Source organism: Kitasatospora sp. NPDC094015 (assembly GCF_040304075.1).
Lineage (GTDB): Bacteria > Actinomycetota > Actinomycetes > Streptomycetales > Streptomycetaceae > Kitasatospora.
In genome coordinates this window covers 112,917-126,159 of sequence record NZ_JBEOUL010000005.1, presented here as the reverse complement: position 1 = coordinate 126,159, position 13,243 = coordinate 112,917, and the positions used below count along the sequence as shown (strand labels likewise).

Genomic DNA, 13,243 nt, shown 5'->3' with positions numbered 1-13,243 from the left:
CCCCAGGGAAGGAACCATGGCGACTCCTGGCACGGAAAGCGTCGAACTCCTGACGGACGCCGGAGCGGTCCTCCAGCCCGGGTTCGCCGGCCTGACCGCGCCCGACTGGCTGCGCCGCAGACTGGGCGAGGGCGAGCTGGGCGGGGTGGCGCTGTTCGGCCGCAACATCCGCACCCCGCAGCAGGTGGCCCGGCTGACCGGGGAGCTCTACGGGCTCAACCCGGACCTGCTGATCGCCACCGACGAGGAGGGCGGGGACGTCACCCGCCTGGAGGTCACCAGCGGTTCCTCCTACCCGGGCAACTTCGCGCTCGGCCGGGTCGACGACGTCGACCTGACCGAGCGGGTCGCCCGCTCGATCGGCTTCGACCTCGCCACCGTCGGGGTCAACCTGGACTACGCGCCCAGCGCCGACGTCAACTCCAACCCGCTCAACCCGGTGATCGGGGTGCGCTCCTTCGGGGACGACGGCGAGCTGGCCGCCCGGCACACCGCCGCCTACGTGCGCGGTCTCCAGTCGGCCGGCGTGGCGGCCTGCGCCAAGCACTTCCCCGGGCACGGCGACACCACCGGCGACTCGCACCTCGGGCTGCCCCGGATCGACCTGAGCCAGGAGCAGTTCCAGCAGCACCTGCTGCCCTTCCGGGCCGCGGTCGCGGCCGGCGTGAAGAGCATCATGACCGCGCACATCCTCTTCCCCGCCTACGACGAGCACCTGCCGGCCACCATGTCCTCGGCGATCCTCACCGACCTGCTCCGCGGCGAGCTCGGCTTCGAGGGCCTGATCGTCACGGACGGGATCGAGATGGGCGCCATCTCGGGCACCCACGGCGTGGCCGCCGGTACCGTCCAGGCGATCGCGGCCGGCGCCGACACCATCTGCGTGGGCGGCGGGCTGCAGGACGAGTCCGCCTTCCTCTACCTGCGCGACGCGCTGGTCTGGGCGGTCCGCGAGGGCCGGCTGTCCGCCGAGCGGCTGCACCGGGCGGCCGAGCGCAACCGGGCGGTGGCCCGCTGGTCCGCGCAGGTGCGGGAGTCCCAGGTGGGCACCCACGGCGAGGTCGGGATCGGGCTGGCGGCGGCCCGCCGGGCCCTGCGGGTGCACGGCGGGCTGCGCCCGGTCCAGGGCGTGCCGCACGTGGTCGAGTTCTCGCCCGGCGCCAACATCGCGGTCGGCGAGGAGACCCCCTGGGGGGTGGCCGGCCCGCTGGCCGAGCTGATCCCCGGCACCACCCGGACCCGGGTCGCCCCGCCGGCCACCCGGCTGGAGGGCTCCGGCCTGCTGCACGTCCCGGTGGCCGCCGAGGGCGCCGAGGTCGACCTCGCGCCGCTGCTCGGCGCCGCGGTCGGTCGGCAGCTGGTGCTGGTCGTGCGCGACGTGCACCGGCACCCGTGGATGCGGCGGGCCGCGCTCGCGCTGGTGGAGGCCCGCCCCGACGCGGTGGTGGTGGAGATCGGCACCGCGTACGGGCTGGGCGAGCTGTTCGGCGCCCGCGGGGTGACCGTGCTGGCCACCCACGGCGGGTCCCGGGTCTGCGGGATCGCCGCCGCCGAGGCGCTGGCCGGGCTCGGGGCGCCGGCGGCCCAGTCCGGCTGAGTCCGTACGGGGCCGGGCCGCGAGCCGCTCCGCGGACCGGCCCCGCGGGCCCCGGCGGGCCGCCACGCGCGGACACCCGCCGGGGCCCGCGGATTTTGGTCGCCGAAGGGAACTCACGCCGACCGGCCCCCGCGTGCGACCATGTCCTGATACATCGATGGAGGAGCCGGTGACGGCTGCACTGCGAGGAGTGAGAGCGGCCATGAGCGGCGACAGGGACACGGCGGACCTCCCCGGAGGAACCACGGTGCCGGCACAGTCCGGCCCTGCCACCGACACGGCGGCCCGGGTCCCCAAGTACTACGGCCTCAAGCGGCACCTGCTGCAGCTGACGGAGGTTCAGCCGGCCGGTACGCCGGTCCCGCCGGAGCGCGCGCTGGCCGCCCAGTTCGACACCTCGCGGACCACCGTCCGCCAGGCCCTCCAGGAGCTGGTGGTGGAGGGCCGGCTGGAGCGGATCCAGGGCAAGGGCACCTTCGTCGCCAAGCCCAAGGTCGCCCAGGCGCTCCAGCTGACCTCGTACACCGAGGACATGCGGGCCCAGGGCCTGGAGCCGACCTCCCGGCTGATCGAGCTCGGCTACATCACCGCCGACGAGCGGCTGGCGCCGCTGCTGGACATCAAGCCCGGCGGCCGGGTGCTGCGGATCGAGCGGCTGCGGCTGGCCAACGGCGACCCGATGGCGATCGAGGTGGCCCACCTGTCGGCCAAGCGCTTCCCGGCGCTGCGCCGCAACCTGGCCAAGCACAACTCGCTCTACACGGCGCTGCGCGAGGTCTACGGGGTGACCGTGGCGGAGGCCGAGGAGACCATCGAGACCACCCTGGCCGACCCGCGCGAGGCCGGTCTGCTCGGCTCCGACCTGGGCCTGCCGATGCTCCAGCTGTCCCGGCACTCCTTCGACACCGAGGGCCAGCCGGTCGAGTGGGTCCGCTCGATCTACCGCGGCGACCGGTACAAGTTCATCACCCGGCTCAAGCGGCCGGAGTAGGGGCGCGCGACGGCTCCGGAGCGGGTCCGGTTCGCCCGGATTCCGCCCGGTACGTCCGTCCGATTCGCGAGAACTTCCGTCGCGCCCAGTGACACACGTCACCGGGTGCCCTACATTTCGCTCCCGTACTGACTACTGGTCACCACCGGTGCTGCTCGGCGGGCGGACAGCGATGTGCGTTGCGGCGCCGACGAGGTGAGCCCTCTTCAGCCGGAGCCGCAATCATGTCGTCAGAAGTCCCCGCAGTCCCCCAGGTCACGCCGGCCCGGGTGCTGGCCGGGCTGTGCCTGGCCGTGCCCGTCGTCTCGATGCTCTGGGTCGCCTCCTACACCAAGACCGGGCCCGAGCTCGGCGGGATGCCGTTCTTCTACTGGTACCAGCTGATGTGGGTGCCGGTGTCGGCGGTGTTCACGGTCGGCGCCTACCTGCTGATCAGCCGGGACGAGAAGGCCCGCAAGGCCGCCGAGGGCGGTGCCGGGCGGTGAAGGACCTCAACACCGTCGCACTGACGGTCTTCCTGCTGTTCTTCGCCCTGGTCACCGTGATGGGCTTCCTGGCCGCGCGCTGGCGCAAGGCCGACAACGCCCTCCACCTCGACGAGTGGGGCCTGGGCGGCCGCAGCTTCGGCACCTGGGTCACCTGGTTCCTGCTCGGCGGCGACCTGTACACCGCGTACACCTTCATCGCCGTCCCGGCGGTGATCTACGGCGCGGGCGCGGCGGGCTTCTTCGCGGTGCCGTACACGATCATCGCCTACCCGCTGGTCTTCCTGTTCCTGCCGCGGCTGTGGTCGGTCTCCCGGGTGCACGGGTACGTCACCCCGGCCGACTTCGTGCGCGGGCGGTACGGCTCCAAGGGCCTGTCGCTGGCGGTCGCGCTGACCGGGATCCTGGCCACCATGCCGTACATCGCACTCCAGCTGGTCGGCATCCAGGCGGTGCTGGACGTGCTCGGGGTGGGCGGCTCGGGGAACTGGTTCATGAAGGACCTGCCGCTGTTCCTGGCCTTCGCGGTGCTGGCGGCCTACACCTACTCCTCCGGGCTGCGGGCGCCGGCGCTGATCGCGTTCGTCAAGGACGCGCTGGTCTACCTGGTGATCATCGTCGCGGTGATCTACATCCCGCTGCGGCTGGGCGGGTACGGGCACATCTTCGACGCCGCCGCGCAGAAGTTCTCCACCGTCAACCCGGCCACCGGCAAGCCGGTGGGCCAGCTGGTCACCGGGCCGACCGCGCAGTGGGGCTACGCCACGCTGGCGCTGGGCTCGGCGATGGCGCTGTTCATGTACCCGCACTCGGTGACCGGGGTGCTGGCCTCCAAGTCGCGCAACACGGTGCGCCGGAACATGGCGCTGATGCCCGCCTACTCGCTGATGCTGGGCCTGCTGGCGCTGCTCGGCTTCATGGCGATCGCGGCCGGGGTGGGCAAGGGCGTCAAGGGCTTCAACGCCCAGCTGTCGGTGCCGCAGCTGTTCGAGGACATGTTCCCGGACTGGTTCACCGGGGTGGCCTTCGCCGCGATCGGCATCGGCGCGCTGGTGCCGGCCGCGATCATGTCGATCGCGGCGGCCAACCTGTTCACCCGCAACGTCTACAAGGAGTTCCTGAAGCCGGACGCCACGCCGGCCGAGGAGACCAAGGTCGCCAAGATCGCCTCGCTGCTGGTCAAGGTCGGCGCGCTGGCCTTCGTGCTGACCATGGACAAGCAGTTCGCGATCAACCTGCAGCTGCTGGGCGGGCTGTGGATCCTGCAGACCTTCGTCTCGATCGTCGGCGGCCTGTTCACCCGCTGGTTCCACCGCTGGGCGCTGCTGGCGGGCTGGGCGGCCGGCATGGCGTACGGCACGTGGAAGGCGTACGGGGTCTCCTCCCCCGCCACCAAGCACTTCGGCGGCAGCTCGGCGGAGATCCCCGGGATCGGCGAGATCGGGTACATCGGTCTCACCGCGTTCGTGCTGAACCTGCTGGTTGCCGTGGTGCTGACGTTGGTGCTGCGGGCCGCCAAGGCCCCGGAGGGCGTGGACGCCACCTCGCCGGCCGACTACAGTGCCGACGCCGGCGAGCCGGCCGTCGAGAGCGCCCCGCAGCCTGCGGCAGCGCACTGAGTCATCGGGAGCGCGCGAAAAGCCCTGCGTGCGCCCTGTGATCGCACCGTCGCCTCGGTCAACACTTGAGGCGACGGCGCGTTCATATCGGGCGATGATCTGCGTGGCGGGCCGTTCGTCCCAGGCAGAGACGAGGAAACGGGGAGACGCTGCCATGACCGAGCTCGGCACCATCCTGAACGGACACCGGGACCACCGCGAGGGCACCCGGCTGCCCTCCCTGCTGATCGCCACCCGGCACGGCGAGTCCACCGCGAACGTGGAGTTCAAGCACGCCGACGCGACCGGGGCGCTGACCGTCCCGATCACCAGCCGGGACGCCGACATCCCGCTCTCGATGCGCGGCCAGGCCCAGGCCCAGGCACTCGGCCGCTGGTGGGCCGCGCTGCCGGCCGCCGACCGCCCGCGCAGCGTCTGGTGCTCGCCCTACCTGCGCACCACCGAGACCACCCGGATCGCCCTCGCCCAGGCCTCGGGGCTGGGTGCGGTCCCGGTCAAGATCCCGATCCGGCAGGACGAGCGGCTGCGGGACAGAGAGCTGGGCATCCTGGAGATGCTCACCAAGGCCGCGATCGACAAGGAGCACCCCGCCGAGGCCACCCGCCGCCGCCGGATGGGCGAGCTGCACTACCGGCCGCCGGGCGGCGAGTCCTGGCTGGACGTGGCGCTGCGGGTGCGCAGCCTGCTGCGCGACCTCGGCGAGGAGGAGGACGGCCGGCCGGTGCTGGTGGTCGCGCACGACTGCACCGTGCTGATGCTGCGCTACATCCTGGACCGGCTCACCGAGCCCGAGCTGCTCGCCCTCGACCCGGTCCGCAACTGCTCCGCCAGCCGCTGGCGGGCCGACTGCGGCCGGCTGCGGCCGGACGGCTGGAACGACACCGGCCACCTGGACCGGCCGGGCGCCTGAACGCGCCCCGACCCGCCCGCGACCCCGCCCCGCCCCGGCGCCGCCCGCTCAGCGGCCGGCGCCCTGCCCCACGCCGCCGAAGGCCCGCCGGTACGCCTGCGGCGTGGTGCCCAGCCAGCGCCCGAAGTGGTGCCGCAGGGTGGCCGCGTTGCCGAACCCGCAGCGCGCCGCGACCGCGTCCACCGGCTCGCCGGTCCCCTCCAGCAGGCGCTGGGCCAGCAGCACCCGCTGACCGGTCAGCCAGCGGTGCGGGGTGGTCCCGGTCTCCTGCTGGAAGCGGCGGGCGAAGGTGCGCGGCGACATGTGGGCCCGGGCGGCCAGCTGGTCCACCGTGAGGTCCAGGTCGAGGTGGTGGCGCAGCCACTCCAGCAGGCCGCCCAGCGACTCGCCGTCCTCGGCCGGCAGCGGCCGGGCGACGAACTGGGCCTGGCCGCCGTCCCGGTGCGGGGCGACCACCATCCGGCGGGCGATCCCGCGGGCCACCTCGGGCCCCTGGACCTTGCGGACCAGGTGCAGGCAGGCGTCGATGCCGGACGCGGTGCCGGCGGCGGTGATCACCGGGTCCTCGTCCACGTAGAGCACGTCCGGCTCGACCGTGGTGAGCGGGAAGCGCGCGGCGAGCCGCTCGGAGTGCCGCCAGTGGGTGGTGCAGCGCCGCCCGTCCAGCAGCCCGGCGGCGCCCAGCAGGAAGGTTCCGTTGCAGATCGACAGCACCCGGGCGCCCCGCTCCACGGCCGCCCGCAGCGCCTCGATCAGCGGGGCGGGGAACTCGTCCCGGATGCCGGTCGCGGCGGCGATCACCAGGTCGGCCTCCGCGATCCGCTCCACGCCGTGCGGCACGTCGACGCTGAAGCCGGCGTGCGTGCGCAGCGGGCCGGGGCGGGCCGAGGCGAGCGCGAAGTCGTAGACCGGCAGGCCGTCGTCACTGCGGTCCAGGCCGAAGATCTCGCAGGCGACCCCCAGTTCGAACGGGTGGATCTCCTCCAGCACCACGGTGACCACGTTCTTCAGCATGGCTCCAGGATGACGGTGGCAGGTTTTCGAGGCAAGTGGGCATTTCTGCCACTCGTGGCCCGGCCGGGGCCCGGCGAAGGTGGAGACATGACCTCCTCATCCCTGCTCGGCGTGCTCGCACTGGCCGGTGCGGTCGGCGGCTTCGGCCTGCTCGGCCTGCTGGTCGGGCGCGACCTGGACCGCACCGGCCGGCACGGCCGGGACAACTGGCACCGCCCCGGCGGCCGTCCGGCCGACCCCGACCTCCCGGACCGGCTGCACGGCACCTCGCCCCGCGCCCTGGCCGGGCCCCTGACCGGCTCCGGGCGCCCCGCCCGGCCCGGCACCCTGCCCGCTGCCCCCGGGCCGGCCACCGGCAGACTGGGGGCATGGACGCCGCCACCGATCTCGTCATCCGTCCCGCCCGCGAGGAGGACCTCGCCCCCGCCGGAGCGCTCTGCGTCGAGGTCTACGTCGGCGAGGGCCACAGCAAGCCCGACGGCCCGTACGCCGAGCTCCTCGGGGACGCCCGGCGGCGGTCCGAGGAGGCCGAACTGCTCGTCGCCCTCGACCCGGCCGGCGGACCGGGAGCCGTGCTCGGCTGCGTGACCTTCGCCGCGGGCGGCAACCCGTGGGCGGACATCGCCGAGCCGCACGAGGGCGAGATCCGGATGCTGGCGGTCGCGCGGGCGGCCCGCGGCCGCGGCGCCGGCAGCGCGCTGGTGCGCGCCGCGATGGCCCGCAGCCGCGAGCTCGGGCTGACCGGGATGGCGTTCTCCACCCGCCCGCAGATGACCGCGGCGCACCGCGTCTACGAACGACTGGGCTTCCGGCGGACCCCGGAGCGGGACTGGGAGCCGGCGCCCGGGATCGACGTGATCGTCTACTCCATCACATTCTGAGGCCCGTCCGGCGGCCGACCCCGTGGCGCAACGCGATCGAGCGACCACGACACGCGGCACTACATCTGGTGGCGCATCCTGAGCCCGCCCACAACATGTATGCTCGCTCTCGCTGTCGACGCAGGGGAACCCGGTGGGAGTCCGGGACTGCCCCGCAACGGTGAGCGGGCTTCGCAACACCTTGACCCGCGAGTCCGAGACCTGCCGACGGTGTGCCACACGGCTTCCCCGCAGATGCCTTGCAGCACCGCAGTACTTGTCCGGGCCTCGCGGGTGGGCCGGGGTGGGACCACGCGCGCCTGGTGATTTCGGCGTGCCGCTCCGCCCTGTCCGAGACGGTCCGGCTGATCTCGTCCGCCGCCGCCACAGGAGAGAGTGCGCCTTGACCGTCGCTGCCTCAGTCGCCCTGCCGTCCCAGGGTTCAGCCTCCGTCGCCCAGACCGATCCCGGTGCCGCGCTGCTCCGGCTGCTCACCGACCGGAGCACCGACCTCCCCCAGGTGGACCCCGGCCACGTCGCCGCCGCCGCGCTGCGCGGCCGCCACGCCGGCTCCGACTTCGCGGAGCTGCGCGGGCTGGCCGTGGAGGCCGCCGCGTCGATGATCGCCGAGGACCCCCAGTACTCGAAGCTGGCCGCCCGCCTGCTCGCGCTGGAGATCTCGGACGAGGCGATCGGCCAGGGCGCCCTCTCGTTCTCCGCCTCGATCGCCGTCGGCCACGCCGAGGGCCTGATCGGCGACACCACCGCCGCGTTCGTGGCCAAGCACGCGGACGCCTTCGACGCGCTGATCGACCAGCGCGGCGACGACCGCTTCGAGTACTTCGGCCTGCGCACCGTGCAGTCCCGGTACCTGCTGCGCCACCCGATCACCCGCAAGGTGATCGAGACCCCGCAGCACTTCCTGCTCCGCGTGGCGGCCGGTCTGGCGGTCGGCGACAGCGAGCAGTCGGTGCGCGAGGTGGCCGAGCTGTACGCACTGATGAGCGCGCTCTCCTACCTGCCGTCCTCGCCGACCCTGTTCAACTCCGGCACCAAGCACCCGCAGATGTCCAGCTGCTACCTGCTGGACTCGCCGCTGGACAACCTGGACTCGATCTACTCGCGCTACGCGCAGATCGCCCGGCTGTCCAAGCACGCCGGCGGCATCGGCCTGTCCTACAGCCGGATCCGCTCGCGCGGCAGCCTGATCCGCGGCACCAACGGCCAGTCCAACGGCATCGTGCCGTTCCTGCGCACGCTGGACTCCTCGGTCGCCGCCGTCAACCAGGGCGGCCGGCGCAAGGGCGCGGCCTGCGTCTACCTGGAGACCTGGCACGCCGACATCGAGGAGTTCCTGGAGCTCCGCGACAACACCGGCGAAGAGGCCCGCCGCACCCACAACCTCAACCTGGCGCACTGGATCCCGGACGAGTTCATGCGCCGGGTCAACGCCGACGCCGACTGGTCGCTGTTCTCGCCGGCCGACGTGCCCGAGCTGGTCGACCTCTGGGGCGCCGAGTTCGACGAGGCGTACCTGAAGGCCGAGCAGGCCGGCAAGGCCGTCCGCACCATCCCCGCGCAGACCCTGTACGCCCGGATGATGCGCACCCTGGCGCAGACCGGCAACGGCTGGATGACCTTCAAGGACGCCTCCAACCGCGCCGCCAACCAGACCGCGCTGCCCGGCCGCACGGTGCACTCCTCGAACCTGTGCACCGAGATCCTGGAGGTCACCGACGACTCCGAGACCGCGGTCTGCAACCTGGGCTCGGTCAACCTGGGCTCGCACGTGGCGGACGGCGCCTCGGTCGAGGACCTGCTCGGCGCGATGGACTGGGACCGGCTGGACGCCACCGTGCGCACCGCCGTGACCTTCCTGGACCGGGTCATCGACATCAACTTCTACCCGACCCCCGAGGCCGGGAACTCCAACTCCCGCTGGCGGCCCGTGGGCCTGGGCGTGATGGGCCTGCAGGACGTCTTCTTCAAGCTCCGGATCGACTTCGACTCGGCCGAGGCCAAGCGGCTGTCCACGCTGATCTCCGAGCGCATCATGCTCACCGCCTACGAGCGCTCCAGCGAGCTGGCCGAGCAGTTCGGTCAGCACACCGCGTACGCGGAGACCCGCGCGGCGCGCGGCCAGCTGCACATCGACCACTTCGACGCCGCCCCGCAGTGGACCGAGCGCTGGGACGCGCTGCGCGCCCGGATCGCCACCACCGGCCTGCGCAACTCGCTGCTGCTGGCGATCGCGCCGACCGCGACCATCGCCTCGATCGCCGGCGTGTACGAGTGCATCGAGCCGCAGGTCTCCAACCTGTTCAAGCGCGAGACGCTGTCCGGCGAGTTCCTCCAGGTCAACCCGTACCTGGTGCGCGAGCTCAAGGAGCTCGGCGTCTGGGACCAGCAGACCCGGGACGCGCTGCGCGAGGCCAACGGCTCGGTGCAGGAGCTCAACTGGCTGCCGGCCGGCGTGCGTTCGCTCTACCGCACCGCGTGGGAGCTGCCGCAGCGCGCGCTGATCGACCTGGCCGCCGCACGGCAGCCGTACATCGACCAGAGCCAGTCGCTGAACCTGTTCATGGCCGCGCCGACCATCGGCAAGCTCAGCTCGATGTACGCCTACGCCTGGAAGGTCGGTCTGAAGACCACCTACTACCTGCGTTCGCGTCCGGCCACCCGGATCGCCCAGGCCGCGTCCGGCGCCGCCCGCACCGCCGCCCCCGTGCCGGTGCCCACCCCGACCCTGTCCCCGGAGGAGGAGGCGGCGCTCGCCTGCTCCCTGGAGAACCCCGAGTCCTGCGAGGCCTGCCAGTGAGCACCGCCCCCGTCGACCCGACCGCGAGCCGCGAGAAGATGCTGCTCGACCCGGGCTTCGAGCTGACCCTGCGTCCGATGCGCTACCCGTCGTTCTACGACCGGTACCGGGACGCGATCAAGAACACCTGGACCGTGGAGGAGGTGGACCTGCACTCCGACGTCGCCGACCTCGCCAAGCTGAGCGAGGGCGAGCGGCACATGATCGGCCGGCTGGTCGCCTTCTTCGCCACCGGTGACTCGATCGTCGCCAACAACGTGGTGCTGAGCCTCTACAAGCACATCAACTCGCCCGAGGCCCGGCTCTACCTGTCCCGGCAGCTGTTCGAGGAGGCCGTGCACGTCCAGTTCTACCTGACGCTGCTCGACACCTACCTGCCCGATCCCGAGGACCGGGCGGCGGCCTTCGCCGCGGTGGAGAACATCCCCTCCATCCACCAGAAGGCGCAGTTCTGCTTCACATACATGAACGCCGTCGACCACCTGGACTCGCTGCAGTCCAAGGACGACCGCCGTGCGTTCCTGCTCAACCTGATCTGCTTCGCCGCCTGCGTCGAGGGCCTGTTCTTCTACGGCGCCTTCGCGTACGTGTACTGGTTCCGCAGCCGCGGCCTGCTGCACGGCCTGGCCACCGGCACCAACTGGGTGTTCCGGGACGAGTCCATGCACATGGACTTCGCCTTCTCGGTGGTGGACACCGTGCGCGCGGAGGAGCCCGACCTCTTCGACGACCAGATGGCCAAGCAGGTCACCGAGATGCTGGAGGAGGCCGTCGAGGCCGAGCTCCAGTTCGCCCGCGACCTGTGCGGCGAGGGTCTGCCGGGCATGAACACCGAGTCGATGCGGGAGTACCTGCAGGCCGTCGCCGACCAGCGGCTGGCCCGGCTGGGGCTGCCGATCCGCTACGGGTCCAGCAACCCGTTCGGGTTCATGGAGCTGCAGAACGTGCAGGAGCTGACCAACTTCTTCGAGCGCCGGGTGTCGGCGTACCAGGTCGCGGTCGAGGGCTCGGTCGCCTTCGACGACGACTTCTAGGCCGCGCGCGCCGCGCACGGCCGACACGCCGAAGGGCCGGTACCGGGGTGACCCGGTACCGGCCCTTCGGGCTGCGGCGGCTCAGTCGTTGGGCACGGTGGCGTAGCGGGCGGTGCCCTCGGCCATCTGCTTCAGGGCGTCCTTGCGGTCGCGCTTGGAGAGCCGGTCGATGTACAGGTAGCCGTACAGGTGGTCGGTCTCGTGCTGGAGGCAGCGGGCGAAGAAGCCGGTGCCCTCGACCCGGATCGGGTTGCCGTCCTTGTCCTGGCCGGTGACCGCGGCGAAGTCCGGGCGGGCCAGGTCCATGTAGGCGGTCGGCACGGAGAGGCAGCCCTCCGGCGAGTCGTCCAGCGCCCGGCGGCCGGCCGGCAGCTCCTCGAGCACGGGGTTGATCACGTGGCCGATGTGGCGCACGCCCTCGTCGTCCGGGCAGTCGTAGACGAAGACCTTGAGGTCCACGCCGATCTGGTTGGCCGCCAGGCCGACGCCCTGGGCCGCCTCCATCGAGACGAACATGTCGTCGATCAGCGCGGCGAGTTCGGCGTCGAAGGAGGTGACGTCCTTGCACTCGCGGTGCAGGACGGGGTTGCCGACCACGGTGATCGGGCGGGCGGTGCCCTTGGAGAGGTCGGGCACCTCACCGATCACCTGCTGGGCCTCGGGCTCGGCGTGGTCGTGCTCGTGGTCGTGCTCGTGGTCGTGCTGGTCCGCCATGGTCGCTTCCGCTTTCGTGGATCTGCCGGATGTACCGCTCAAGGGTACGGCCCCACGGCGACCGCCGGTCCTTACTCCCCGCAGCCCGCGGCACTGCGCGGGGCACGGCGCCCGGCGACCGGGCGACCGGCGTTCAGCAGACCTCTTCCAGGTCCCGGTAGGCCCGGGTGGCGGGTGAGCCGGCCACCCAGCGCTCCAGCAGGATCCGCACCAGCGCCGAGGGGGCGGCGATCCCGCACTCCCGCTCCACCAGCCAGGCCAGCCCGGCGCTGCCCTGGCTGAGGTGGCTGAGGTGGCCGGGGTGGAACGCGTCGCCGTCGTCGTGCGGGTCGTGGTGCACGGTGCGGCCGTCGTCGATCGCCATCCGGCTCTCCGAGCAGGCCCGGCACAGCAGCCGCACCGAGGAGGTCCAGTCCTCGGCCGCGTAGCCGGCGTCGGACACCAGGCGCTCCAGCGCGTCCCGGTCGCCGGCGGTGGCGGCCTGGAGCAGCACCACGTGGGTGGGCACCGGGGAGGGCGCCCAGAGCTCGATCTCGTCGAAGACCGGGTACGCCACCGAGTCGGCGACCCGCTCGCCGTGCGGGGCGCCGTCGTGCAGCACCACCTCGCCCCAGCGGCGGCCGGAGGACGGCAGCGGGATGGAGAGCACCTCGATCCGGGCCGGGTCGAGCCGGCGCCCCCAGACCACCTCGGACTCGCCCTCCGGGGAGAGCCGTACCGGGGTGGTGCCCAGGTCCAGCTCGATGGTGCCGGCGGCGGCCGCCGGGCCGCCGGGCAGCTTCAGCCCGTACGCCTGCCAGGCCCGGCGGGCCAGCGGCCAGTCCTGCAGCGCGGTGGCGGTGATGCCGAGGTTCCACCAGTCCGGGGCGCCCTGGGCGCGGTCGAGCAGCGCGACGGCGCGCAGGCCGGCGGTGCGGGACTGCTCCCAGTCCCGGCGGAACTTGTGCAGCAGGGCCAGGTTGAACCAGGAGTCGGACAGCCACGGCTCCAGGTCCGCGGCCATCACCAGCAGGGCCCCGGCGTCCTCGTACCGGCCGTCGCCGATCAGCGTGAAGGCCCGGTCGGTCGTCTGCCGCCAGGTGGCAGACGGCCGGTGCCGTGCGCGGTGGAAGATCCTCACGTTCCGTCCCTGCCGTTTGTCGTCACCGGGTCGCCCCGCCTCGGGTGTTCCCGCCACGACCGCATCCAACCACGGCACCCG

General features: G+C 72.7%; 12 protein-coding genes and 1 riboswitch. Of the genes, 8 read left to right on the top strand and 4 right to left on the bottom strand.

Annotated elements, in window-relative coordinates:
• The first annotated feature begins 16 nt into the window (after window positions 1–16).
• From ABT014_RS08555 to ABT014_RS08535, 5 genes are all read left to right on the top strand, one after another.
• Window positions 17–1,597, top strand: coding sequence for a glycoside hydrolase family 3 protein (locus ABT014_RS08555; RefSeq protein WP_350637913.1), 1,581 nt, complete (start codon window positions 17–19; stop codon window positions 1,595–1,597).
• 202 nt (window positions 1,598–1,799) lie between these two features.
• Window positions 1,800–2,588, top strand: coding sequence for a GntR family transcriptional regulator (locus ABT014_RS08550; RefSeq protein ID WP_350637912.1), 789 nt, complete (start codon window positions 1,800–1,802; stop codon window positions 2,586–2,588).
• Between the two features lie 224 nt (window positions 2,589–2,812).
• Window positions 2,813–3,073 carry a DUF3311 domain-containing protein gene (locus ABT014_RS08545; RefSeq protein WP_350637911.1) on the top strand — a complete coding sequence of 87 codons (261 nt, stop codon included), beginning with the start codon at window positions 2,813–2,815 and terminating at the stop codon, window positions 3,071–3,073.
• Window positions 3,070–4,692, top strand: a complete 1,623-nt coding sequence (mctP, locus tag ABT014_RS08540; protein WP_350637910.1) for a monocarboxylate uptake permease MctP — start codon at window positions 3,070–3,072, stop codon at window positions 4,690–4,692. The genes ABT014_RS08545 and mctP overlap by 4 nt, the downstream gene beginning before the upstream one ends.
• A gap of 154 nt (window positions 4,693–4,846) precedes the next feature.
• A complete protein-coding gene (locus ABT014_RS08535; protein WP_350637909.1) occupies window positions 4,847–5,602 on the top strand; it encodes a histidine phosphatase family protein in 756 nt (251 codons plus the stop codon).
• A 48-nt stretch (window positions 5,603–5,650) separates the two neighbouring features.
• Here the strand turns inward: ABT014_RS08535 and ABT014_RS08530 are convergent, their stop codons facing one another.
• Both ABT014_RS08530 and ABT014_RS08525 read right to left on the bottom strand, forming a co-directional pair.
• Window positions 5,651–6,616 (bottom strand): helix-turn-helix domain-containing protein, encoded by a 966-nt coding sequence (locus ABT014_RS08530; RefSeq protein ID WP_350637908.1) that lies wholly within the window; start codon window positions 6,614–6,616, stop codon window positions 5,651–5,653.
• A gap of 96 nt (window positions 6,617–6,712) precedes the next feature.
• Window positions 6,713–6,877, bottom strand: coding sequence for a hypothetical protein (locus tag ABT014_RS08525; protein ID WP_350637907.1), 165 nt, complete (start codon window positions 6,875–6,877; stop codon window positions 6,713–6,715).
• Window positions 6,878–6,984: 107 nt separating this feature from the next.
• On the opposite strand from ABT014_RS08525, the gene ABT014_RS08520 reads away from it, so the two are divergent.
• The 3 genes from ABT014_RS08520 (at window position 6,985) to ABT014_RS08510 (ending at window position 11,328) form a co-directional block, all read left to right on the top strand.
• On the top strand, window positions 6,985–7,497 hold the full coding sequence (locus ABT014_RS08520; protein WP_350637906.1) for a GNAT family N-acetyltransferase: 513 nt from the start codon (window positions 6,985–6,987) through the stop codon (window positions 7,495–7,497).
• Between the two features lie 93 nt (window positions 7,498–7,590).
• A riboswitch (cobalamin riboswitch) is annotated at window positions 7,591–7,720 on the top strand.
• 159 nt (window positions 7,721–7,879) lie between these two features.
• The gene (locus ABT014_RS08515) at window positions 7,880–10,294 is read left to right on the top strand and encodes a ribonucleoside-diphosphate reductase subunit alpha (RefSeq protein ID WP_502894901.1); all 2,415 of its coding nucleotides are present in this window, start codon (window positions 7,880–7,882) and stop codon (window positions 10,292–10,294) included.
• A gap of 38 nt (window positions 10,295–10,332) precedes the next feature.
• Window positions 10,333–11,328, top strand: coding sequence for a ribonucleotide-diphosphate reductase subunit beta (locus tag ABT014_RS08510; protein WP_350638097.1), 996 nt, complete (start codon window positions 10,333–10,335; stop codon window positions 11,326–11,328).
• Between the two features lie 81 nt (window positions 11,329–11,409).
• Here the strand turns inward: ABT014_RS08510 and def are convergent, their stop codons facing one another.
• Window positions 11,410–12,042, bottom strand: a complete 633-nt coding sequence (gene def, locus ABT014_RS08505) for a peptide deformylase (RefSeq protein WP_350637905.1) — start codon at window positions 12,040–12,042, stop codon at window positions 11,410–11,412.
• Between the two features lie 133 nt (window positions 12,043–12,175).
• Window positions 12,176–13,162 (bottom strand): tetratricopeptide repeat protein, encoded by a 987-nt coding sequence (locus tag ABT014_RS08500; RefSeq protein ID WP_350637904.1) that lies wholly within the window; start codon window positions 13,160–13,162, stop codon window positions 12,176–12,178.
• Window positions 13,163–13,243 lie beyond the last annotated feature (81 nt).

Coding starts and splice junctions, on each gene's coding strand:
- ABT014_RS08555 (WP_350637913.1), top strand. CDS start 17: ATGGCGACTCCTGGCACGGAAAGCGTCGAACTCCTGACGGACGCCGGA.
- ABT014_RS08550 (WP_350637912.1), top strand. CDS start 1,800: ATGAGCGGCGACAGGGACACGGCGGACCTCCCCGGAGGAACCACGGTG.
- ABT014_RS08545 (WP_350637911.1), top strand. CDS start 2,813: ATGTCGTCAGAAGTCCCCGCAGTCCCCCAGGTCACGCCGGCCCGGGTG.
- ABT014_RS08535 (WP_350637909.1), top strand. CDS start 4,847: ATGACCGAGCTCGGCACCATCCTGAACGGACACCGGGACCACCGCGAG.
- ABT014_RS08530 (WP_350637908.1), bottom strand. CDS start 6,616: ATGCTGAAGAACGTGGTCACCGTGGTGCTGGAGGAGATCCACCCGTTC.
- ABT014_RS08520 (WP_350637906.1), top strand. CDS start 6,985: ATGGACGCCGCCACCGATCTCGTCATCCGTCCCGCCCGCGAGGAGGAC.
- ABT014_RS08510 (WP_350638097.1), top strand. CDS start 10,333: ATGCTGCTCGACCCGGGCTTCGAGCTGACCCTGCGTCCGATGCGCTAC.
- def (WP_350637905.1), bottom strand. CDS start 12,042: ATGGCGGACCAGCACGACCACGAGCACGACCACGAGCACGACCACGCC.